At 73.1% G+C, this 23,135-nt stretch carries 13 protein-coding genes; 9 read left to right on the top strand and 4 right to left on the bottom strand.

The window, feature by feature from the left end; genetic code table 11:
- The 4 genes from BG452_RS31555 to BG452_RS31540 all read left to right on the top strand — a co-directional run.
- A partial coding sequence (locus tag BG452_RS31555; RefSeq protein WP_188307772.1) for a hypothetical protein occupies positions 1–1,197 on the top strand: 1,197 nt, incomplete at its 5' end.
- 161 nt (positions 1,198–1,358) lie between these two features.
- Complete coding sequence (locus BG452_RS31550) at positions 1,359–3,152, top strand: AAA family ATPase (protein ID WP_317621316.1); 1,794 nt, start codon at positions 1,359–1,361, stop codon at positions 3,150–3,152.
- The gene (locus tag BG452_RS31545; protein ID WP_188307771.1) at positions 3,149–3,823 is read left to right on the top strand and encodes a 4Fe-4S single cluster domain-containing protein; all 675 of its coding nucleotides are present in this window, start codon (positions 3,149–3,151) and stop codon (positions 3,821–3,823) included. Before BG452_RS31550 ends, BG452_RS31545 begins: the two co-directional genes overlap by 4 nt.
- On the top strand, positions 3,811–4,488 hold the full coding sequence (locus tag BG452_RS31540) for an FHA domain-containing protein (protein ID WP_188307770.1): 678 nt from the start codon (positions 3,811–3,813) through the stop codon (positions 4,486–4,488). The genes BG452_RS31545 and BG452_RS31540 overlap by 13 nt, the downstream gene beginning before the upstream one ends.
- 13 nt (positions 4,489–4,501) lie before the next feature.
- Here BG452_RS31540 and BG452_RS31535 read toward each other — a convergent pair whose 3' ends face one another.
- A complete protein-coding gene (locus BG452_RS31535; protein ID WP_188307769.1) occupies positions 4,502–6,043 on the bottom strand; it encodes a glycosyltransferase family 39 protein in 1,542 nt (513 codons plus the stop codon).
- A 296-nt stretch (positions 6,044–6,339) separates the two neighbouring features.
- Between BG452_RS31535 and BG452_RS31530 the strand changes: the two genes are divergently transcribed.
- The 3 genes from BG452_RS31530 (at position 6,340) to BG452_RS31520 (ending at position 9,993) form a co-directional block, all read left to right on the top strand.
- The gene (locus tag BG452_RS31530; protein WP_188307768.1) at positions 6,340–7,593 is read left to right on the top strand and encodes an MFS transporter; all 1,254 of its coding nucleotides are present in this window, start codon (positions 6,340–6,342) and stop codon (positions 7,591–7,593) included.
- 22 nt (positions 7,594–7,615) lie between these two features.
- Complete coding sequence (gene gntD / locus BG452_RS31525; protein ID WP_188307767.1) at positions 7,616–8,644, top strand: guanitoxin biosynthesis L-enduracididine beta-hydroxylase GntD; 1,029 nt, start codon at positions 7,616–7,618, stop codon at positions 8,642–8,644.
- 506 nt (positions 8,645–9,150) lie between these two features.
- A complete protein-coding gene (locus BG452_RS31520) occupies positions 9,151–9,993 on the top strand; it encodes an ArsR family transcriptional regulator (protein WP_188307766.1) in 843 nt (280 codons plus the stop codon).
- Here the strand turns inward: BG452_RS31520 and BG452_RS31515 are convergent.
- Positions 9,983–10,624: an ATP-binding cassette domain-containing protein gene (locus BG452_RS31515; protein WP_188307765.1), complete on the bottom strand. Its 642-nt coding sequence runs from the start codon at positions 10,622–10,624 to the stop codon at positions 9,983–9,985. The genes BG452_RS31520 and BG452_RS31515 overlap by 11 nt on opposite strands.
- Before the next feature lie 189 nt (positions 10,625–10,813).
- Here BG452_RS31515 and BG452_RS31510 point away from each other — a divergent pair, with 189 nt between their 5' ends.
- On the top strand, positions 10,814–11,968 hold the full coding sequence (locus BG452_RS31510; protein WP_188307764.1) for a sensor histidine kinase: 1,155 nt from the start codon (positions 10,814–10,816) through the stop codon (positions 11,966–11,968).
- Positions 11,959–12,600, top strand: a complete 642-nt coding sequence (locus BG452_RS31505; RefSeq protein ID WP_188307763.1) for a response regulator — start codon at positions 11,959–11,961, stop codon at positions 12,598–12,600. Before BG452_RS31510 ends, BG452_RS31505 begins: the two co-directional genes overlap by 10 nt.
- Before the next feature lie 134 nt (positions 12,601–12,734).
- Here the strand turns inward: BG452_RS31505 and BG452_RS31500 are convergent, their stop codons facing one another.
- Both BG452_RS31500 and BG452_RS31495 read right to left on the bottom strand, forming a co-directional pair.
- The gene (locus tag BG452_RS31500) at positions 12,735–13,997 is read right to left on the bottom strand and encodes a serine hydrolase domain-containing protein (RefSeq protein WP_188307762.1); all 1,263 of its coding nucleotides are present in this window, start codon (positions 13,995–13,997) and stop codon (positions 12,735–12,737) included.
- Entirely contained in the window at positions 13,994–23,119 is a 9,126-nt protein-coding gene (locus tag BG452_RS31495; protein WP_188307761.1) for a non-ribosomal peptide synthetase, read from the bottom strand. Before BG452_RS31495 ends, BG452_RS31500 begins: the two co-directional genes overlap by 4 nt.
- Positions 23,120–23,135: the final 16 nt, after the last annotated feature.

Below are 23,135 nucleotides of genomic sequence, written 5' to 3'. Positions count from 1 at the left end.
GTGCGACGCCGTGAGGAGGCCGCCCGCGAGGCGGCCCTCCTGGCCGCAGCCGCCCGGGACGCCGCCGTGCGCCGGGTGAAGACGCGCAACGCGCGGATCGCGGCCCTGTCCGAGTCCCTCGCGGGCTTCCGGCAGCAGTACGGTGCCGCCGTCGGCGTGCGACCTCCCGAGCCGCTACGGATCGTCACCCAGGCCACGTCCGAGCTGGAGGCCTGGTGCGCCGAGGCCGACCGCGCGCTGGCCGGCGCGGAGCGGGAGCTGCGGGAGCAGGCCGCTCGGGCCTTCGCGGCGGACCTCTTCGCCGACGTGGCCGGGCCCGCCGCCGAGCGCCGCCTGGTCGATGCCGCCGAGGTGTTCGCCGACCGCTCGGCGCCCTCCGACGCCGTCGGCTCCGAGCCCGAGCCCGGGGACGGCGCCGCGCGCGAGGACCTGGAACGGACCCTGGCCCGGGTGCTGTCGCGCCTGCTGCCGGACTGTGGCGAGGGCCACCGGGCGGACGCGCGGCTGGCCGCGGCGCGGGTGGCCGAGGCGACCTCGCTCGACGAAGCTCGCACCTGGCTGACCGAGACGAGGCTCCGGGTCCAGCGTGCCAACTCGGCCGCGCAGGCCGGACGGCGCGACGCCGACGAAGCCGTCGGACTCCTCCATGACCTCGAGACCGCCCGGGGGGCGGACGTGGACCCGGTGCGGGCTCTGCTCGCCGAGGTGGTGGCCGGCCACCGTCCCCTGGACGAGCCACTGCGCCGACGGGCGGCCGGCTGCCAGGCCGCGGCCGAGGCGGAAGCCGAACGGCAGTACGTGGTCGACACGGTGACGGACGCCCTCGCCGACCTCGGCTACCACGTCAGCCATGGATTCGAGACGCTCACCGTCACCGGCGGCACCCTGCGCCTGTCCCGGAGCGAATGGCCCGAGCACGCGGTCAACCTGACCGTCGACCAGCAGGGCGCTCAGATGCGTACCGCGGTCGTGCGCACCGCCGCCGGAGTCGGCGACGACGCCTCCAGCGTCGACGTCGAACGCGAGGAACAGTGGTGTCAGGACTTCCATGAACTGCGTGGTCGCCTCGCACGGGCGGGGCTGAGCACGGATGTCCAGGTGGCGGTCCCGCCCGGCCAGGTGCCGGTGCCCCTGGCCGTCTCCCCGGTCGCCCCGAGCACGCGGTCCCGGCCCGGGTACCGGGAGCGCGATCGGTGATCCGCCCGAAGGACCGACAGGTTCAGGACCGGAAGCCGGCACCTTGTGGAGGGGAATCCTTGTCCGCCGAGGACACGCGCGCACCTGATGGCGTCCCGCCGACGACGGGCCCGCCGTTCCTCCGGGAATTCGAGGCGACGCTGCCCGTCCACTCACAGTTCGTGCTGTGGGGGAACCGTCATGACAGCTTCCTGGTCCGGGAGGCCGGCAGCGAACGCCCCCGTCTGTCGTCCCTGCTGGACCTGCTCTGGGAGACGCTCCGCGCCAACGGGTACGCGTTCCTGCTCGTCCACGACCCCGTGGACGGTCTCCGGGTGCACCTGCCGGCCGGTGCCACGGCCGAGGCGGCCGATCAGGGCGAGGCCGCCGCGTCCCGGCTGCTCCCCCGGCGTCCCCGGCCGGGAACGCTTCCCTCGTTGGAGGCCCTGCGCACGCTGATGGCCGAACTGGCCCGTCCCGCGCAGCAGATCCGGGCGGCGCTCGCGATCGACGACGCCTCCCGCATCGCGCGCGGTGCGACGGAACTGGAGCCGAACGAGCGGGACTTCTTCAGGTTCTGCGCCAGGCTCTCCCGGACCGCCGTTCCGGTGGGTGCGCGGAGCGGCCGTACGACCCCGCTGTACAACCCGGTGATCTGGCTGGCGGACCGTGAGGGCGATCTGCCGGCCTGGCTCACCTCGGCCAACGACCAGGTCCGGTCGATCGGACTCCCGGCTCCGGACCTGGGCGACCGGCAGGCCACCGCGCGCCTGCTGATGAAGCTCTTCGGCGTCACGGACCTGGACTCGGACCCGCCGGCGACCGCGGCGTGCGAGGCGTTCGCGGCGCAGACGGACGGACTCACCCTGCAGGCGATGATCGAGGTCACCCGGCTGGCCAGGGACCGCGGCCTGACGATGACGGAGCTTCCGGACGCGATCCGCATCTACAAACTCGGCGTCATGGACAACCCGTGGAAGCGGGAGTACCTCCGCAAGCGGATCACGGACGGCCAGCACTCGATCCCCCAGCGCGTCGTCGGACAGCCGCAGGCCGTCACCAAGACCCTGGACATCCTGAAGCGGGCCGCTCTCGGGCTGTCCGGCGCGCAGCAGTCCACCTCCTCCGCCCGGCCGCGCGGCGTCCTGTTCTTCGCCGGCCCCACGGGCGTCGGCAAGACCGAACTGGCCAAGGCCGTCTCGTCGTTGATCTTCGCGGACGAGTCCGCCTACCTGCGGTTCGACATGAGCGAGTTCTCCTCGGAGCACGCCGGGGACCGGCTGATCGGGGCGCCACCGGGATACGTCGGCTTCGAGGCGGGCGGCGAACTGACCAACGCGGTACGCCAACAGCCCTTCCGGGTGGTCCTCTTCGACGAGATCGAGAAGGCCCATCCACGGATCCTGGACAAGTTCCTGCAGATCCTGGAGGACGGCCGGCTGACGGACGGGCGCGGCTCGACGGTGCACTTCTCCGAGACCGTCCTCGTGTTCACCTCCAACCTCGGCATGAACGTGGCGGACGGCAGCGGGCGGCTCGTGCCCCATGTCCACCCCGACATGCCGTACGAGGAGATCGAGGAGCGGGTGAAGGCGGCGATCAGCGACCACTTCACCAGGGTCCTCGGCCGGCCGGAGCTGCTCAACCGCTTCGGGGACAACATCGTGGTGTTCGACTTCATCGACCGTGCGGCGGCCGCCCGCATCTTCGGCCTCCAGCTCGACAACATCGTCGCCAGGGTCCACGAGGAGCAGGGCATCGTCCTGGAGGTGGACCCCGAGGTCCAGGCCGCGCTGCGGACGTGGTGCACCGGCAACCCGCACATGGGTGGCCGGGGCATCGGCATGGCCCTGGAGTCGCGGTTCGTCAATCCCCTGGCCCGGACCCTGTTCGACCGGGACCCGGCGGCGGGCGCGCACGTCCGGGTGACCGGCCTGCGACGCGAGGGCGACATCGTCTCCGTGGAGCTGGCATGACGGACTCCCCCGCCGCCCCTCGCCCCGTCCGGCTGATGCTGAACAAGGCGCACTACCCGGTGACCTCGCTGGGCCCCGGGACCCGGGCGGGCATCTGGACGCAGGGCTGCACGATCGGCTGCGCCGGGTGCGTCTCCCAGGACACCTGGACGGCCGATCCCGGCACGTTGGTGGATGTCGCGGCGATCCAGGCCTGGCTTTCCGGCCTGCCCGATCCGCTCGACGGGATCACGGTCTCGGGGGGAGAACCGTTCCAGCAGCCGGAAGCGCTCGCCGCGCTCCTGGACCGGGTCCACGCCTGGCGCCGCGAGCGGCCCGCCCCCGTGGACGTACTCGTCTACAGCGGGTACTCCCTCTCCCGGCTGAGGCGGCAGCACTCCGCGCTCCTCAGCCGGTGTGACGCGGTGCTCACCGGTCCGTACGTCGAGCGCCTCAACAGCCCCGGACTGCGCTGGAGGGGTTCGAGCAACCAGCGGCTGACCGCGCTGACCGACCTCGGCCGCGAGCGGTACGAGGGAACCGGACCGGTCGGCCCTCCCCCCATGCAGGTCGCGATGGCCGACGGCCGCATCTGGTTCATCGGTGTTCCCGGCAGGGGCGACATGGACCGCCTGAGCGCCCGGCTCCGGTCGGCCGGCATCACCCTGGAAGAGGTGTCGTGGCGCAGCTGATCTGTTCGTCCTGCGGCCTGGCGGCGGAGGACGACGATCTCGTCTGCCGGGGCTGCTCCGGCAATCTCAGCCGCCCGGCCGTCGCCCGGTACCCGCTGCCCGGACCGCCCGCGCCCACGACCGGGGCGGGGGCCCCGGGGACGGTGGACGAGGGGGATCCGTCGGAGGAGGCGCGGCCGCGGGCCTGCCCGCACTGCGGAGCCCCGGTTCCGGTGCCGACCAATCAGGTGTGCGTGGCCTGCCAGCGGATGCTGGACGAGGCGCCCCCGTCCCGTACCGCCGGCTCCGGCGGGCGGGCCGTGGACGCGCACACGACCCGCCGTGACCTCCCCACCGCCGTCCTGCGGATCCGGTTCGGTGCGGTGGAGCGCACCGTGACGCCGGGCAGCACGCTGCTCCTCGGCCGCGCGCCGGCCGCCCACACCACCCAGGGCCTGCTGGAGCGCTACGACAACGTCTCCCGCCACCACGCGACCGTCGGCCTGGAACCGGACGGCACCGCGTGGGTGCGGGACGAACACTCCACCAACGGCACCTTCGTGAACGGCAGCCCGGCCTGCGCCGGTGCGCGGACCCCCCTCAGGGACGGCGACGTGCTGCGGCTGGCCGCGGACTGCACGCTCTGGATCTCCGTCGACCGGCCGGGTGAGGGGGACCGGCGATGACCGGGCCGCCGGCTCAGTCGCACTCCTTGGTGCTGGTCGCCGTGATCGCCTCGGCCGTGTAGGGGCACTGGAAGCCGATCCAGCGCAGCTGCTCCCACAGTTGCGACCAGGGCTTCAGCGGGCCGCGGCACACCATGAACTTCTGGCCGTTGTCGGACACCGGCAGGTCGTTCCTGTACTCGCCGCGGTCCTCGCACGACTGGAAGAGCTTGCCGAACTGCTCCTTGTCGACGCCGATGGTGATCACGGTCGTCTTGTCGTCGCCGGGCCGGCCGTAGTCGGCGTACGAGTTGTGGCCGCTGTACGACTGCGGCAGCCCGTACTTCGGCCCCCACTTGTCGATCGCGCCGGCCTGGCCGTAGTGGTTGCCGTAGATGACGGTGTGCGCCTGCTCGTCCGACGGCAGCGACCGGTAGACGGCGCTCACCTGACGGGTCAGTTCGGGCCAGCCGGCCTGGTCGAACTGAACGATGGCCAGTTTGCTGAGGACGGGGTTGTCCGCGTACGTGTTGATCGGCAGCGTCGGCAGCAGCAGCACCGCGCAGAGCACCGCGTTGAGCCCGGTCAGCCCGCCGATCACCCAGAGTCGCCGGACGGTGCGCGCCCACCGGTCGACGACCACGGCCCCCGCGACGAGGAGGACGTACTGCAGCGCGGTCGTGTAGGCGCCCTGCCCGCCGATGACCAGCAGCACGACCACCATCAGCAGGTACGCCCAGCCGACGAACCGGTAGGCGCGCCACTCGGGACGGCGCAGCAGCGCGACCAGCCCGGCGATCCACACCGGGTTCAGGAAGAGTCCGATGAGCAGGAGCTGCATCGGCAGGAAGCTGCTGCGGGACAGCGACGCCAGCGCCGTGGACAGCGCGGCCTCCATCTCCAGCTGGGGCATGCCGTGCGTCATCTGCCAGATCAGCACCGGTGAGGCGATGACCGTGGCCACACCGATCGCGGCCGGGAAGCGCCAGGTCCGGAACACCGTCCGCGGTCCGAACACCAGCAGCCCGGCCCCGAGGCACAGGAGCAGCAGGACGAGCAGGTACTTGGCGGTCAGGCCGACGCCGACCACGACGCCGATCGCCCACCACAGACGGGTGTCGCGGGTGCGCACCAGTCGGATCAGCAGCCAGGACGACGTGATCCAGGACAGCTCGTCCCAGTTGTTGGTGCCCATGATGTGGCCGGTGTACATGACCAGGCCGGAGGCGAACGCCATGAACGCCGCGAGTATCTGCGCCCGGCGGCCGGCGCCCAACTCGCGGGCGATCACCGGGGCGAGCACCACGGCGATCGCGGCCAGCAGCGCCGGCACCAGCCGGAAGGCGAGGAGGCTGTCCCCGAACAGCGCCGTCTCGACCTTGCCGACGAGCGCGACGAGCGGCGGCTGGTCGACGTAGCCCCACGCGAGATGGCGGCTCGCCACCCGGGTGTAGAGCTCGTCGATGTGGTAGCCGTGCCGGGTGGCCAGCAGCAGCAGGCCCACCGTCATCGCGGCGGCGATCAGCGCAACCGGCCGCCACGGAACGGGAGTCAGCCCCTCCGGCGGTGCGGGCACCTCTTGTTCCGAGGACGCGGTTGCTGGCGCGAAAGTCATGGGGGGACAACCTTCCGTCGTGGCTCGCTGCTGCCGTGCCGGAGGCCGGACACGACTCAGCCCTCAAATATCGAGGCACCCGCCTCCGTCCTCAACGAACTTGAACCGTGCCGACATTGCACAGGTCGCGTCCCGCGCCGGAGACGGGGAGGTGGCTGGCCTCGGAGTTTCGTCCACGGGTCAACTTCGTGGCGAGGCTCGCCCCGACGCCGCAAGACTCGGTGGAGTCAGCCGCCGTCACACAGGGAAGCCACGGCATGACCACACCCCTGCCGCACAACCGGAACTACCGCATCCTCTGGTCGGGGATGTTCCTGTCCGAACTGGCCGGCGAGATCGCGTACGTCGCGTTCCCGCTGCTGCTGCTCACCCGGGGAGGATCGGCGGCCGACGTCTCCGGCGTCGCCGCGGTGCTCGCCGGCGCCCGTACGCTGGTCAGCCTGCCCGCCGGGGCGCTGGCCGACCGCGTGGACCGCAAGCGGGTGATGCTGGCCGCCCAGGGGGTCCGTACGGTGGCGATGCTCAGCGTCGCCGTCGCCGTCCTGCTGGGCAGCTGCCCGCTGTGGCAGGTGCTCCTGGTGGCGGTCGTCGAGGGCGCGGCCGCCGGCGTCTTCGTCCCGGCCGAGAACGCGGCGCTGCCCCAGGTCGTGCCCGAGGACCAGCTGCCGCAGGCGCTGGCGCGCAACGCGGCCCGGCCGTTCGCCGCGCTGCTGATCGGTCCGGCACTGGCGGGCTTCACGTTCGGGCTGCACCAGGTACTGCCGTTCACGCTGAACACCTCGGCGCTCACGCTGTCGTTCGTGGCGCTGGCGGCGCTGCACCTGCCGCGGCGTGCCGCCGCGCCCCACCCGGCGGGCGAAGGCACCGCGCCCGCCGCCGCACCGCGGGCCGGCGGGTTCGGGCCGCTGCTGCGGATGCGGACCATCCGGGCGACGATGGCCTGGATCGTCGGCGTGAACCTCGCGTTCCACACCCTGGTCGTGCTGGTGCTCATCGTGTCGGGCCAGGACCACGTCGCGCCCGGGCAGATGGGCCTGATGATGACGTGCTTCGGCGCGGGCGGCCTGATCGGCGCCCTGGTCGCCGACCGGCTGCACGCGGCGGCGCTGTCGCCGGCCGTGCTGGTCATCGGCTCGACCTGGGTCTTCGCCGCGGTCGCCGGCGCCATGGCGTACGCGCCGCGCGGCGTGCCGCTCGGCATCCTGCTGGGCGTGGCCGCGATGGCCATGCCGGTCGCGAACACGACCGTGATCACCTGCCAGCTGTCGGCCGTGCCCGACGGGCTGCGCGGACGCCTGTCCGGCCTGGTCGCTCTCGGCTCCGAACTGGCCGCCACGGTAGGCCCGGTCACCGCCGGTGTGCTGTCCACCGGCACCCGGGACGGCACCGTGAGCATCCTCGGCGCGGCCGCGCTGCTGGTCGTCGTCGCCGCCGGCGCGACCCTGAGCCCGACCCTGCGCCGGCTGACGCTGCCCCGTCCGTCGGCCGCACGACAGCCGGCGCACTCCTGACCACCGACAACGGAGGAAGAAGATGCTGAAACTACGGTTGAGCGACGAGGACCTCGTAACGATCGGCAAGATCACCGCGGAGGTCACCGGGCGCTTCTCGTCCATCGAGGATCCCGCCCTGCACCGGGCCGCCCAGGTCTACGCGCACGAGCTGCCCCGCGGACTGCGGACGGCGCTGGTCGACTTCAAGCTGACCGAGCCGTCGGGCGTGCTGGTCGTGTCCGGACTGCCGGTCGACGACGCCGACCTCGGCCCCACCCCGCCGGACTGGCGCGACAAGGAGGCGCCGGACGCGACGCTGCGCCTCGACATCCCGTTCCTGCTGATCAGTTGCCTGCTCGGCGAGCCGATCGGCTGGGCCACCCAGCAGGACGGCCGGGTCATGCACGACATCTTCCCGATCCGTGCCCACGAGCACGGTCAGATCGGCTGGGGAAGCGCGGAGACGCTCGCCTGGCACACCGAGGACGCCTTCCACCCCCTGCGCACCGACTACCTGGGCCTCATGTGCCTGCGCAACCCCGACGGGGTGGAGACGACCTTCGCCGACATCGCCGACGTCCGGCTCGACGACGCGACGCGCGCCGCCCTGGCGGAGGAGCGGTTCCGGATCCTGCCGGACGACTCGCACCGTCCGCAGAACCAGGCCGCGGGCGGCCGGGAGGATCCCGAGGTGGTCGAGCTGAAGCGGCGCAGCGCCGAGCGGGTGGAGAGCGCCCTGCGGTCCCCCGAGCCGGTCGCGGTGCTCTTCGGTTCTCCGAAGGATCCGTACGTCCGACTGGATCCCTATTACATGCGGGGCGTGCAGGGCGAATCCGAGCAGCGGGCACTGGAGGTGATCGGAGCGGCCCTGGACAGCGCGATGAGCGGAGTGGCCCTGGCTCCCGGCGATATCGTTTACATTGACAACTATCGCGTGGTCCACGGCCGCAAGCCTTTCCAGGCGCGTTTCGACGGAACCGACCGCTGGCTGCGTCGGCTGAATATCACCCGCGATCTGCGAAAGTCCCGGCACACGCGGTTGTCGGCGGAGTCGCGGGTAATCCACTGAGCAGCGGACGGCGCCGCCGGCCAGCCGGCCGGCGGCGTGCGGCATGCGGCGCAGGGCGTGCGGCATATGCGGCTGTCACCACCAACTCGCGCCGGACTGAGCCGATGTGATACACCGTCACCTGTCGGCCCGGCGGCCGGCCGGAACCGGCGGGTAACATTTCGATTCCCCGACACGTTCCTCAACTCGGCAAACAAATGCTATCGAGCGGGTCACGCGCCCTTCGACAAGTGATCAACGAGCTTCACCACATCTCCATCTCACAGCCCGGGCAAGATCGAAAGGACCCGATCTTGCCATTGTCCACGACACGCCATTAGGCTCTCCGCACAAATGGCGTATTCAGGTGTGACACGGGGGCGTCAGTGTTGCGCATTCACGTAACAAGCGAAGACATTCAACGGTTAAGAATGGTTCATACCTTAGGGCCGATGTCCGAAGCAGTCTTCGCACTTCACCGTTTCGGGCGTGACCGGGCCCGCGCCAGTGTCGGTTGGCACCGGTTCGTGCGTGAGCGCCTCGGCGACGATCTGCCCGCCGTGGACAAGGTCGTGTCCGAGTATCAGGTGGTCCCCGATCTCCTGTGGCTGCTCGAACGGGACGGAGCCGACGCGGACTCGGTGCCGTCGGCCGTGCGCGCCCGGGCTCGCAGCCTCGCCCAGGTGGCCGTCCTGTTCTGCTGCGCGGGCGTCCTGCCGTTCTGGTCGCGGATGCAGGCCCGACTGGAGATCGAGCGTGACGTGCGCGGGCGGATGGCGATCACCAACGGCATCGAGTTCCTGCTCGCCGGCCTGCACCCCAAGGTGACCTGGGAGTCGTCGGAGATGCACATCGCATCCGACCTCGACCTCGACATCAAACTCGACGGGCGCGGCCTGATCCTGAGCCCCTCGCTCTTCCTTCCCGCCAAGACCTGCGTGCTCATCCGCTCCGAGCGGCAGTCCAGCCTGCCCGCGCTCGTCTTCTCCGTGCCGCTGCACCTCAACGACCTGGAGCCGGCCCCCGAGGAGTCAGGGGTCGAGGGCGACCGGGCGCTGGCCGCCCTCGTCGGGGCCACCCGGGCGGCCGCCCTGCGCGCGCTGTCCGAGAGCGGCACCACCGGCGATCTGTCCGACCGGCTCGGCATCTCCCTCTCCGGCGCCAGCAAGCAGGCCACCGTCCTGCGCGAAGCGGGTCTGATCGCGACGATTCGCAACCGCACCACCGCCACCCACACCCTCACCCCGCTCGGCTTGGCGCTCCTGCAAGGGGACTTGCCGACCGAGCTCACCAGTCCCCCGGGCACCCCGGGCCATCCGCAGGCAGGTGAGCTGCGCGGCAATCCGCGGTCCCGCGGCGCTAGCGCATGACCCGCGTCTCGACCACGCGACCCCCGGCCAACAGCACCACCGTGTCGGCCCGTTCCAGCTCGGCCAGGCCCACGGCCGACGCCAGCACGCAGAGTCCCCGCCGGTCCACCAAGTCGCGCAGCAGGTCCAGGATCGCCGCCGCGCCGGCGGGCGGCAGTCCGCCGGTGAGGCCGTCGGCGAGCAGCACGCCGGGGGCGTCGGCGAGCGCGACCGCGACCGCGGCCGCGCGTTGCCGACCCTCCGTCAGCTCGCGCACGGGGGTGTCCCGCTCCTCCCACAGGCCCAGCCGGTGCACCGCCTCACCCAGCAACTCGCCTCCCCCGGAGGGCAGTCGGTCGAGCACCGAGGCGAGCGTGCCGACCGTCGCCAACTGTTCCGTCACCGGCAGGAGCCCGATGTGTGCCAGCCGCAGACCCTCGGCGCGACGAACCTCGCCCGCCGTCACCGGATCCAGCCCCGCGGCGCACCGCAGGACGCCTGTCCGGTCCGCGGCGGCCGGCCCGGCCAACGCCGTCCAGGTGCCGGCCTCGCACCCGAGACTCACGTTCTCGATCACATATCCGGACTCGATGCCCCCGGCTCCGATCGCGCTGACATGGCGCACGTGCAGGGCCGGACGATGGTCTGTCATGTCGATCTCTTTCAACGCTCGGGAGGTAGGTTGTGCGACCGGTCCGCCGTACCCGTTTCCACTCCGGCGGAGGTGGGCCGATATTATCCATCTCCGGTTCCGGACAATCAGCTTGAGCGGAATGTTATGGCCTCCAGCACTGATGAGCCCATACCCTCCTCCGCAGGGAAAGAACTACAGTCAGCTGTAATGCGCGCCGCATCCCGGTGTGCTCCGGCCGTCCGCGGCTGGGTGTCGCTGCTGCCGCGGGCCACGGTCTATCTGCTCGGGGAATTCGGCACCGCGGCCATGAGCCTGCTGTCGTTCCTGCTGCTCTGCCACCCGGGCATGCGACAGGCATGGGCCGAACGACATCGGCAGCGGGCCGGTCGTCTGCTCGGCCGCCCGGTTCGCGCGCAGAGCATCGCCCTGCCCCGTCATCTGTACTGGCTCCCCCTGCACGTCACGTTCGGCCTCGCCTGCGGGCTCGCCGCGGTCCTCTGCGCCGGCAACGCCCTGCTGCTGGTGGCGCTGCCGCTCTCGTGGACGTTTCCGGTGGAGGACAGGCCGACGACGGTGCTGGACATCCGGGTCGGCTGGACCGGAACGATCGCCGGTCCGTCCGTGGGGACCGTCCTGTTCGCCGTCGGCTGCCTGGCCCTGCCGACGCTCGCCACGGGCTACGCCCGGCTGACCCTCGCCCTGCTCGCACCGTCGCGCACCCAGCGACTCGCCGATCGCGTGGCCACGCTCACCCGCACCCGCAGTGACGCACTCGAAGCGCACGGCGCCGAGCTGCGGCGGATCGAGCGCGACCTGCACGACGGCACCCAGGCCCGGCTGGTGGCCATGGCCATGCGGCTCGCGATGGCCCGGCGGTGCCTCGACCATGACCCAGCCACCGTCGCCCGGATGCTGCGCGAGGCGACCGACATCAACGAGGAAGCGATGGTCGACCTTCGCGAGGTGCTCCGCGGAATCTACCCACCCATCCTCGCCGACCGCGGGCTGCCGGGAGCTCTGCGCACCGTCGCCGCCCGGGGCGGCGTGCCGGTCTCGCTCGACATCGGCGAGCTGCACCGGATCCCGGCGGCCATCGAGACGGTCGCCTACTTCGCGGTCACCGAGGCGCTGACGAACGTGGCCAAGCACAGCCGGGCCACCGAGGCGGGGCTGAGGGTGTGGCGCGCCGAGGACAGGCTGACGGTCGTCGTCACCGACAACGGCGTCGGTGGCGCCCGGGAGACCGGCGGCAGCGGGCTGGCCGGTCTCCGGGGCCGGGCGCAGGCCCTCGACGGCTGCGTCACGGTCGTCAGCCCCACCGGGGGCCCCACCACGATCACCGTGGAGCTGCCGTGCGGATAGTCATCGCGGAGGACAACGTCCTGCTCGCCACCGGCCTGGAGCTGCTGCTCACCAGTTCCGGCCACGAGGTGGCCGAGGTCGCCGCCGACGCCGAGGGATTCCTGGCCGCCGTGGACCGGCACCGCCCGGCCGTCACCATCGTCGATGTGCGGCTGCCGCCCCGGTTTCGCGACGAGGGGATCCGGGCCGCGATCGAGGCCCGGCGGGTCCACCCCGGCCTGCCGGTCCTGGTGCTGTCCCAGTACGTGGAGCAGACCTACGCGTCCGAGCTGCTCTCCGCCGGCGGGCGCGGCGTCGGCTATCTGCTCAAGGACCGCATCAGCCGGATCGACGAGTTCCTGGCGGCGCTCGACCGGGTGGCCGCCGGCGGCACGGCGCTCGACCCCGACGTGGTGGCCCAGTTGCTCGCCAGGCGGACCCAGCCCTTGTCCACCCTCACCCGACGGGAGCAGGAGGTCCTGGCGCTCATGGCGGAGGGGCACGACAACGCGACGTTGGCCAGGAAGCTGTCCGTCACCGACAACGCCGTGCACAAGCACATCGGCAACATCTTCGCGAAGTTCGAACTCACCGAGCCCGACGCCGGCCATCGCCGGGTCCGAGCCGTCCTGACCTATCTGGAATCGTCCTGACGGCTTTGCCGTCGAACCCGACAATGCCGAGCCCGAACACAATCGAACCCGACGAACTCGAACACGAATAACCCCGGATACGACAAATCGGTGGGCCCCGTTCGACGAACGGGGCCCACCGATTTCGGGACACGCTAGGACCGCCGGACGCAGAGCCTCCCGGTGATCTGCACCCGATCGACGTCCCCGGTCGCCGGGTCGCGCAGGAACCGTCCGAGGTACGGCATCGCCGCGCGCGGGCCGCCGTCCGTGGGCGTGCGGAAGGAGAGGTCCTCGGCGACCAGGAGCCGCACCGGAGCCGCACCGGCCACCGAGAGCCGCAGGTCGCCGTCCTCGGCCTCGACCCGGCACTCCCAGCCGCCGTTGGCGTAGCGCCCCGCACACTGCGGCGGCGCCGACCCGGGCGCGGCGTCGATGTCCTCCCGAGGATGGTCGCCGACCTCCAGTCCGGTTTCGCCCAGCCGCCCGAGCAGCGACTCCCACAGGCGCGCGCCGGTGCTGCCGTTGGCGGTCAGCGCCACCACCGTCCCCGTCGACGGGTTCGCGCGCAGGTGGCTCCACGCGCCGTCGCCGGTGCCGTCGTGGCCGAACCAGGCGCCGTACCGCGACCATCCGGCGCCCCAGCCGTCCGCCAGGCCGTAGGCGCCCACGGCGAGCCCCGACGTGACGTCCTCGCGCATCGACCGCGCCGTCGCGGCGTCGAGCAGGGCCGCGCCCGGGCCGAGGCCCAGGTGTGCGGCCCCGAACACCGCGAGGTCGCGGGCGCAGACGCGCAGGCCGGCCGCCGGGTCCTCCAACGGCGGTACGGACTGCTCCTCGATGGGCCGGGGCCGGCCGGCCGGGCGGACCAGATGGCCCAGGGCGGCCGGCGCCGCGGCGTCGTGCCCCAGCGGGCGCAACAGCATCGAGTGCACGGCCTCCGCCCAGTCCAGCCCGGTGATCTCCTCGACCAAGCGGCCGACGATCAGGTAGCCGGGGTTGGAGTAGGAGAAGACCGTCCCCGGGTCGTGCACGGCGAGTTCGGCCGCGTGCCGGGCGAGCCACCGGGCGCGGGTGGTTCCCGGTGGCAGCTCGGCGGTGTTGGCCGCCAGGCCCGCGGTGTGGCCGAGCACCTGCCGCAACGTGAACTCCGGGCCCGCACGCAGCTCGCCCAGCTGTTCCGCCAGGGGCTCGTCCAGGTCCGCTTCGCCGTCGGCGACCAGCAGGGCCGCGAGCGTCGCGGTGAACGGCTTGGTGAGCGATCCGAGCGGGAACGCCGTCGCGACCGTCACCGGCCTGCCCGATCCGGCCGCCTCCTCACCGGTCTCCGCGGTGACGAGGCGGCCGTCGCTCCAGAGCGCCACCTGGGCGCCGGGCACGCCGTGTCGGAGGGCCAGCTCCGTCAGCAGGTCCTTCACCGGGCGTCCTCCGCCGCGAGGGCCGGCTCGCACAGGCGGGCGATCGACCGCAGCGCCGCCACGAGTTCGGAGCCGACCCGTGCGATCGTCTCGGGCTCGTGCAGATTGACCGAGTAGTAGAGGTCGAAGCCGAGTCGGCCGCCCTCGACCGCGCCGACCACCTCCAGCGCCTGCACGACCCGCTCGCGGTCGTCCTGTTCCCGGCCGATCGGGTCGTGGAAGGCGTGGAACAGCGAGCGGTCGGCCGTCCGGGTGATCTCCTCGGTCTGGCTGTGGTAGTTGAACAACACCGCGGGAGGCGTGTGCTCCGCGGCCACCTCGCCGGGCCCGGCGAGGTGGCGCAGCGCGCCGTACCCGAGCCCGTTGCCGGGAACGGCGCGCAGGCAGCGGCGCACCGACCGCACGACGGCCGGCCAGTCGGCCTCGCCGTCCGTCCGTCCGGGCACCTCCAGCGCGACGGGGTACGAGCTGGTGAACCACCCGACGGTACGGGACAGGTCGACGTCGTCGAAGATCTCCTCACGTCCGTGGCCCTCCATCTCGATCACCAGCCGGTCGTCGCCGGACCAACGGCACATCGTCCAGGCCAGCGCGGAGAGCAGCACGTCGCTGGCCCGGGCCCGGAACCTGCCCGGCGCCACGTGCAGCAGCGCCGCGGTCTCGTCCCGCTCCAGCCGCACCGGCAGGATCCGGCGCGACGACACCACGTTCGGTCCGGGGCCGTCGGTGGGCAGCGGCGCCGCCTCGGGCACCGCGTCCCAGTGCGCGCTCTGATCGGCGAAGCCGCCGGCGGCCGTGTGCGCCGCGAGCCGGGTGGCCCACTGCCGGAACGAGGAGGTCTTGGCTCCGAGGTCGATCTCCTCGCCGTCGAGCGCCTGCCGGTAGGCGAGGTCCAGGTCGTGGTTGAGGATCCGCCATGACACCGCGTCGATCACGAGGTGGTGCACGGTCAGGTGCAGGTGCGCCCGCCGGCCCGGGCCGAGGTCGAACAGGACCGCCCGCAGCAGTGGTCCGGCCGCCAGGTCGAGGCCGGTGTCGGCGGCCGCGGCGAGCCGGTCCATGACCGGGGGCAGCTCCTCGTCAGGCAGCCCCGAGAGGTCGTGGCGCTCGAACAGCTCGCCGGTCTCGGCCGCGGCGTTCCACTGCGACCAGCCGTCCCGCTCGTCGTGCGGGTACCGCATCCGCAGCGCGTCGTGGTGCGCGACGACCGCCGCGAGCGCGGCCCGCAGCGCCGCCTCGTCGGTGTCCGCCGCGAGTTCCACGTGGATCGACTGGACGAGGTGCTGCGGGGCGACGGTGTTGCGCGCGAAGAACTCGTGCTGGATCGGGGTGAGCGGCACCTGGCCGGCCTCGGCCTCCTGGGTGGCGGCGACCCGGCGGTCCCGGCCGGCCGCGGCGACGAGCCGCTCGACGGTCGGATGGCGGAACAGGTCGCTGGAGGAGACCTGCAGTCCGGCCCGGCGGCTCTTGAACACGACCTGGATGCTGAGGATCGAGTCGCCCCCGAGGTCGAAGAAGTCATCGGTGACACCGACCCGTTCCACGCCGAGCACCTCCGCCCAGATCCCGGCCATCGTGCGCTCGTCGGCGGTGCGGGGTTCCGCCGAGGCCCGGCCGGCCGCGGCCGTCACCGGCTCCGGCAGGGCGCGGCGGTCGACCTTGCCGTGCGCGGTGAGCGGGATCCGGTCCAGCCGGACGAGCACGGCCGGGACCATGTACTCGGGCAGCCGGTCGGCGAGGTACGAGGTCAGCACGGCCGGCTCCTGCTCGGAGACCACGTACCCGACGATCCGCCGGCGGCCCGGCTGGTCCTCGCGGACGATGACGGCCGCCCTCGCCACGTCCGGGTGCCGGGCGAGCGCCTGCTCGATCTCGCCGAGCTCGATGCGGTAGCCGCGCAGCTTCACCTGGTCGTCGGTACGGCCGACGAACTCGAGCGTGCCGTCGGGAAGCCAGCGCATCAGGTCGCCGGTGCGGTACATCCGGGAGCCGGGCGGCCCGAACGGGTCCGGCAGGAAGCGTTCGGCGGTCATCCCGGGCCGGTCCCGGTAGCCGCGGCACACGCCGTCCCCGGCGAGGTACGCCTCCCCCGCCACGCCCACCGGCACCACCTGCAGGTCCCGGTCGAGCAGGTAGACCCGGGCGTCCGCGCTGGGCCGACCGACCGGAACGGTCCGTCCGGGGCGCCCGCCGCGCCCGACCGGGAAGCAGGTCGCGGTCACCGAGCACTCGGTGGGCCCGTACGCGTTGACGATCCGCAGCTCCGGCAGCCGGTCGAGGACGCGGGCGCAGTGCGGTGCGGACAGCGCCTCACCGCCGACGACGACCTTTCGCAGCCCGGCGAGGATTCCCGGGTCGGTGTCGGCGACGGCGTGGAAGAAGCCCGCCGAGAACGACATCGCCTCCACCTCGTTGGCGCGCAGGAAGGTGTCGAGTTCGTCGACGGAGTGGAAGTCGCCGGGCCGCACGGCCAGGCACGCGCCGCTGAGCAGCGCCTGCCACAGCTCGTTCTGCGCGGCGTCGAACGAGATCGAGTGGTGCTGGGCGATCGTGGCGGCGTCGCCGAAGGTGTGCTCGCCCGCGGCACGCACCAGGCGGACGAGGCCGCGGTGGGTGACCATGCCGGCCTTGGGCGTGCCCGTCGAGCCCGAGGTGTAGACGAGCACGGCGAGGTTGTCCGGGACGGTGCGCGAGGGCACCGGTCCGGCGGCGGGCCCGGTCCGCAGGTCGTCGATCAGCAGGACCTCGGCGCCGGTCGGCGGCAGGCCGGGCGCGAGCTCGGCGCTGGTCAGCATCACCGGGACACCCGAGTCGCGGAAGAGGTAGGCGAGGCGCTCGACCGGGTAGCCCGGGTCGAGCGGCACGTACCCGCCGCCCGCCTTGAGCACCCCGAGCATGGCGGTGATCATCTCGGCGCCGCCCGGCAGGCAGATGCCCACCTGCACCTCCGGACCGACGCCCCGGCCGACGAGCTCATGGGCGAGCCGGTCGGAGCGGGCGTCCAGTTCGGCGTAGGTGAGGCGGGTGTCGCCGGCGACGACCGCGGGCCGGTCGGGGTGTTCGCGCGCGACCTCCGTGAACAGCTCGTGCAGGCACCGGTCGGGGTAGCCGGACGGGGTGCCGTTGAACTCCTGGATCAGCCGGTCGTGTTCGGCGCCGCGGACCGTCGGCAGGTCCCGCAGCCGGGTGCCGGGCGCCGCCACCATCCGGTCGAGCATGCCGATCAGGTGATCGGCGAAGCGGCCCGCGGTGGCGTCGTCGAACAGGCGCGGGTCGTAGCCGAGCCGCAGGTGGAGTCCGTCCACCAGGTGCGCCACGCAGGTGAGCGGGAAGTTCGACGTCTCGAGGCCCGCCAACGACCGCACTCCCAGCCCGTGGCGCTCGGCGGCGTGCTCGTCGTACGGGAAGTTCTCGAAGACCACGCAGCTGTCGAACAGGTCGGTGCCCGCCGGGATCGCGGCCCAGTGCCGCACCTGGGCGAGCGAGACGTACTCGTACTGGCGGCCCTCGACCTGCTGCTCCTGGATCCCGCGCAGCCAGGCGCGCAGGTCGCTGTCGGGCGAGACGGTCAGCCGGGCGGGCAGGGTGTTGATGAACAGGCCGACCATCTCGTCCGAGCCCGGCAGGTCGGCGGGCCGGCCGCCCACCGTGGTGCCGAAGCAGACCTGCCGCTCGCCGCTGTAGCGGGACAGCAGCAGGGCCCAGGCGCCCTGGATCAGGGTGTTGACGGTGACCCGGGCCTCCCGGGCGAAGCGCTCCAGCCGCCCCGTCTCCGCCGTCGTGAGTTCGAGGTCGATGTGGCCGGTGTCGCGGGACTGGTGCGAGCGCAGCGGCGCCCGGTCGTACGGCAGCGCGGTGGGCGCGGCGAACCCGGCGAGCAGGCCGGTCCAGTACGCCTGCGCCGCGGCGGTGTCCTGCTCGCCGAGCCAGCGCACGTACTCGCGGAACGGTCGGCGCGGACGCGGCGGCGCGACCTCGCGTCCGCTGAGCGCGGCGTGCTCCGCGAAGACCTCGCCGAGCACGTCGGCGAAGCTCCAGCCGTCCAGCAGCAGGTGGTGCGAGGAGCAGCGCAGATGGACGCTGGACGCGGAGAGCCGGGCCAGGTGCAGGCGCAGCAGCGGCGGCCGCGACAGGTCGAGCGGTTCCACCGGAGCCTCGGCCAGCAGGCGCACGCGCTCCCGCTGCTGCGCCTCGGTCAGCTCCGACCAGTCCTCGACGACGACGGGCACGCGGACGTCCCGGTGGACCACCTGCAGGGGGCGTCCGCCCTCGGCGTCGGCGATCGCGGTACGCAGCACGGGCGTGCGGTCGACCACCCGTTGCCACGCCTCGGCGAGCAGGGCGGGGTCGGTGACGCCGTCGAGGACCAGCCCGAGGTGGGTGAAGTAGATGTCGTCCTCGTGCGCGTCGAGCGAGTGGAACAGCAGGCCGCTCTGCATCGGCGTGAGCGGGTAGACGTCCTCGACGGTGCGGCCGTCCCCGGCGATCCGGTCGACGCCGGCCTGGTCGAGCCCGGCGAGCGGGAAGTCGGACGGGGTGCAGCCGCCGGCCCCGGCGCAGTGCGTCACGATGTCGGCGAGCGCGGCGGTGAACCGCGCCGCGAGGCCGGCGATCGTCGCCTCGTCGTGCAGCGCGGCCGAGTACTCCCAGGAGAACTCCAGCCGGCCGTCGCGGACCATCCCGGTGATCTCCAGCGGGTTCGGGCGGGTCAGGTCGGCGCCGCGGTCCGGGACCGGGCTGGGCCGCCAGCCGCGCAGCAGTCCCGCTCCGGTGGCCACGTCGAAGTGACCGTGGTAGTTGAAGCCGACCTGGCAGCGGCCGCCGCCGAGCCCGGCGTCCTCGGTCAGGTAGCGCAGGGCGCCGTAGCCGAGGCCGGCCTCGGGGATCGCGCGCAGGGTCTCCTTGACGGCCTTGAGCCGACTGCCCCAGTCCGCTCCCGGGACGGGCAGCACGACCGGGAAGAGCGTGGTGAACCAGCCCGCCGTACGGGACAGGTCGACGTCGTCGAAGAGGTTCTCCCGGCCGTGGCCCTCCAGTTCGACCGCGACGGCGTCGCCGCCGGTCCAGCCGGCCAGCACCGCCGCGAGCGCGGTCAGCAGCACGTCGTTGACCTGGGTGCGGTACGCCGCCGGTACGTCCCGCAGCAGCGCGCGGGTCAGCTCGGCATCGAGGCCGGCCTCGACCGTCCGGGCGTCCGCGAGCGTGTCCGGCGCCGTGCGGTCGAGCGGCAGGGGCCGGCACGCGGCGGACGCGGCCTCGACGGCCCGCCAGTACGGTCGCTCGGCGTCGAAGCGGCCGGACCCGGCCGCCTCGGTCAGCCGGGTCGACCATTCCCGGAATCCGGTGGACTTCTCCGGCAGGTCGACCGGCAGGCCCCGCACCGCCTGCCCGTAGGCGAGTTCCAGGTCGGAGAGCAGCACCCGCCAGGTGACCCCGTCGACGACGAGGTGGTGCAGCGTGACGAACAGCCGGTCGGGCTCGGGGGCACCGGAGAGCAGCACCGCGCCGAGCAGCGGCCCGGCGTCGAGCCGGAAGCCGGTCTGGGCCGCCGTGACCGCCTCGCGGACCACCCGCTCGCGGGCCGGACCGTCCAGGCCGGACAGGTCGACCGTACGGAACGGCTCGCCCGTCTCGGCGATCGCGCAGTGCTGCCGCCAGGCGCCGTCCGCGTGGACGGCGCGCAGCCGCAGCGCGTCGTGGTGGTCGAGCAGCGCCGTGACCGCCGCGCGCAGGGCGGCCGGATCGGTGCCGGGTGCGAGCTCGACGAACATCGACTGGTTGAAGTGGGCGGCGCCCTCGGGGTACTGCTCGAAGTACCAGCGCTGCACCGGGGTGAGCGGCACGTCCCCGACCGCGCCGACGGCCGCCTGCGGCGCCGGCTGGTCCGCGGTCCGGACGACCGCGGCCAGGTCGGCGACGGTCTGGTGCAGGAAGATCTGCTTGGCGGTCAGCCGCAGGCCGGCCCGCCGCGCCTTCGACACGACCTGCAGCCCGACGATCGAGTCGCCGCCGAGCTCGAAGAAGTTGTCGCCGACGCCGACCGTGCCGGGCGGGAGGCCCAGCACCTCGGCCCAGATCGCGGCGAGTTCGGACTCGGTGCGGTCGCGCGGCGGTACGTGGTTCCCGGCGGCGTGGTCGGTGGTGGCCGGCGTCGGCAGCGCCTTGCGGTCGAGCGTGCCGCTCGGTGTCATCGGGAGCTCGTCGAGGACGACGAGTGCGGAGGGTACGGCCGGGTCGGGCACGATCCCGGCGAGGAACGCGCGCAGCTCGGTGAGGGTGGGCGCGACGGCGTCCGCGACCAGGTAGCCGACGAGCCGGTCGCGGCCGGCCGGGTCGGGTCGCACCGCGGCGGCGGCCGCCGCGACGCCGGGGTGGCGCAGCAGCGCGGCCTCGACCTCGCCGAGCTCCACCCGGAAGCCGCGGACCTTGACCTGGTCGTCCGCGCGGCCGAGGTACTCCAGGTCGCCGTCGGGCCGCCAGCGTCCGATGTCGCCGGTGCGGTAGAGCCGCCCGTCGGTGAACGGATCGTCGAGGAAGCGCTCCGCGGTGAGCTCGGGCCGGTTCCAGTACCCCTGTGCCACCCCGCCGCCGCCGATGCAGATCTCGCCGGGCACGCCGACGGGAACGGGACGCAGCCGGGAGTCGAGCACGTACGTGCGGGTGCCGCTCAGCGGCCGGCCGATCGGCACGACCGCCGTGTCGCCGAGCGCGCCGGCCCGCAGCCGGTACGTGGTGGAGTCCACGGTGGTCTCGGTGGCGCCGTAGTTGTTGGTGACGACGGCGTCGGGGGCGAGCGACGCCAGGACGGCGGCCGCGTCGGCGGCCAGCCAGGCTTCCGAACCGACCGCGAGGACGCGCAGCGAGTCCGCCCGGCGGCCGCTCCAGGACAGCTCCTGGGTGACGGCCTTGGCCAGCGAAGGGGTGGTCACCAGCAGCTGCGGGCGGACCTCGGCGATCAGCGCGGCCAGTGCGGGCGGGTCGGTGATCACCTCCGCCGGGCAGATGACCATCTCGCCGCCGTACATCGCCGACATCAGGAAGTCGCCGAGGAACAGGTCCACGGCGAGGCTGGACACCGACAGGGAGCGGCCGCGCAGTGCGGTCAGGTCGTATCGGGCGTCCCAGGCGCGCATCATGTGGCCGACGTTGCGGTGGCTGACCATCACGCCCTTGGGGCGGCCGGTCGAGCCGGAGGTGTAGACGACGTACGCGAGGTCGTCCGGCCCGACGGCCGTGACGGGCGCCGTGGCGGGGTGGCGGGCGATCGCGTCCTGGTCGGTGTCGAGGCGGATCGTGGTCCGGGCGCCGTCGCCCGCCGTCGCCGAGTCGGTGATCAGCACCGGGGCGGCGGCGTCGTCGAGCATCATGGCCAGCCGCCCGGCGGGGTGCTCGGGGTCGAGCGGCACGAACGCGCCACCGGCCTTGAGCACGGCCAGCAGCGCGACCATCGCGTCCACCCCGCGCTCGAGGCGGACGCCGGTCAGCACGCCCGGGCGGACGCCGGCCTCGACCAGGTGGTGCGCGAGGCGGTTGGCCCGGGCGGCCAGCTCGGCGAAGGTGAGCCGGCGGCTGCCGTCACTCACCGCGACGGCGGCGGGCGTCCGGGCCGCCTGCTCGTCGAAGACCTGGTGCAGGGTCCGCGGGTCCGGCGCCGGGTCGGCCGGTGCCTGCCAGTCCGCGGTGAGCGTGCGCAGTTCGTCGGCCGGCACCATGGACAGGCCGGCGAGCGGCGCCTCGGGCTCGTCGGTCACCGCGCGCAGCAGGGTGACGAGGTGCCCGCCGAGCCGCTCGACGGTCGCCCGGTCGAACAGGTCGGTGCTGTACTCCAGGTAGCAGACGAGCGAGGAAGCGTCCTCGTAGAAGTCGAACGTGAGGTCCAGCTTGGCGACGTCGACCGGCGGCTGGATCTCGGTGACGTCCAGCCCGTGGAAGGCCGGCAGCGTGTCGGCCATGTTCTGCAGATTGACCATCACCTGCACCAGCGGCGGCCGGGACGCGTCCCGGTCCGGCCGCAGCACGTCGACGAGGCGCTGGAACGGGACCTCGTCGTTGGCGAACGCCTCCAGCAGGCCGGTGCGCACCCGGCCGAGCAGTTCCGTGAACGACAGCGACTCCTCCACCCGGGTGCGCAGCACCACCGTGTTGATGAAGAAGCCGATCAGGTTCTCCAGCTCGGGCCGCGCCCGGCCCAGGGTGACCGTGCCGACCGCGGCGTCGGGTTCGCCGCAGTACCGGGCCAGCAGCACCTTGGTGACCGTGACCAGGGCCATGAACAGCGTCGCGTCCCGCCCACGGCTCAACTCCCGCAGCCGGCCCAGCACATCGGCGGGGATCTGCACCGCCAGCATCGCGCCGGCGGACGTCCGCACCGGCGGCCGCGGCCGGTCGGTGGGCAGGTCGGTCGTGCGCATCCCGGCGAGCCGGTCGCGCCAGTACCCCAGCTGTTCGTCGAGCGCGCCGGACCGTTCGCGCTCCCAGACGGCGAAGTCGGCGAACTGCACGGGCAGTGCGGGCAGGGACGCGGCGCCGCCGCCGGTGCCCGCGGCGTAGCCGGCGGCCAGCTCGGCGAGCAGCCGCCCGGTCGACCAGCCGTCGCAGACGATGTGGTGCATGGCCAGCACGAGCACGTGCTCGTGGGCGTCCACGCGCAGCAGGGTGGCCCGCAGCAGCGGTCCGCGGCGCAGGTCGAACGGGGTGTTCATCTCCGCCGTGAGGAAGCGCTCGACCGCGAGCGCGGCGTCGGGCCCTGACACGTCGACGGTGGGCAGCGACCGGACGGTGTGCTCGTGCACGACCTGGACGCCGCGGCCGTCGAGCGCGTCGAACGTGGTGCGCAGCGTCTCGTGCCGGCGCACGACCTGGTCGAGCGCGGCACCGAGCGCCGCGGCGTCGAGCTCGCCGCGCAGCCGCAGCGCGCGCAGCGCGTTGTACTCCGGGCTGTCCGGTTCCAACTCGGCCAGGAACCAAAGCCGTTCCTGTGCCGACGACATCGGCGGCAGGCCGTCGCGGGGGGCGGCGGGGATCGGCCGGTCCACGGGCGCGGACTCGCCGGCGAGGCGGCGCAGCAGCTCCGCCCGCAGGTGGGCCGGTACGGAGGCGAGCATCTCGTCGGACTGGGTCATCTGCGTTCCTTCCTGG

The organism is Streptomyces sp. CBMA123 (genome assembly GCF_014596465.1).
Classification (GTDB): Bacteria; Actinomycetota; Actinomycetes; order Streptomycetales; family Streptomycetaceae; genus Kitasatospora.
Note: the sequence above shows the minus strand (reverse complement) of the source record. Positions and strands in the feature narration are given on the sequence as shown.

Bases quoted from the DNA above. Each gene is read 5' to 3' on its own strand.
- BG452_RS31495 (WP_188307761.1), bottom strand. From the start codon at position 23,119: ATGACCCAGTCCGACGAGATGCTCGCCTCCGTACCGGCCCACCTGCGG.
- BG452_RS31530 (WP_188307768.1), top strand. From the start codon at position 6,340: ATGACCACACCCCTGCCGCACAACCGGAACTACCGCATCCTCTGGTCG.
- BG452_RS31545 (WP_188307771.1), top strand. From the start codon at position 3,149: ATGACGGACTCCCCCGCCGCCCCTCGCCCCGTCCGGCTGATGCTGAAC.
- gntD (WP_188307767.1), top strand. From the start codon at position 7,616: ATGCTGAAACTACGGTTGAGCGACGAGGACCTCGTAACGATCGGCAAG.
- BG452_RS31515 (WP_188307765.1), bottom strand. From the start codon at position 10,624: ATGACAGACCATCGTCCGGCCCTGCACGTGCGCCATGTCAGCGCGATC.
- BG452_RS31510 (WP_188307764.1), top strand. From the start codon at position 10,814: ATGCGCGCCGCATCCCGGTGTGCTCCGGCCGTCCGCGGCTGGGTGTCG.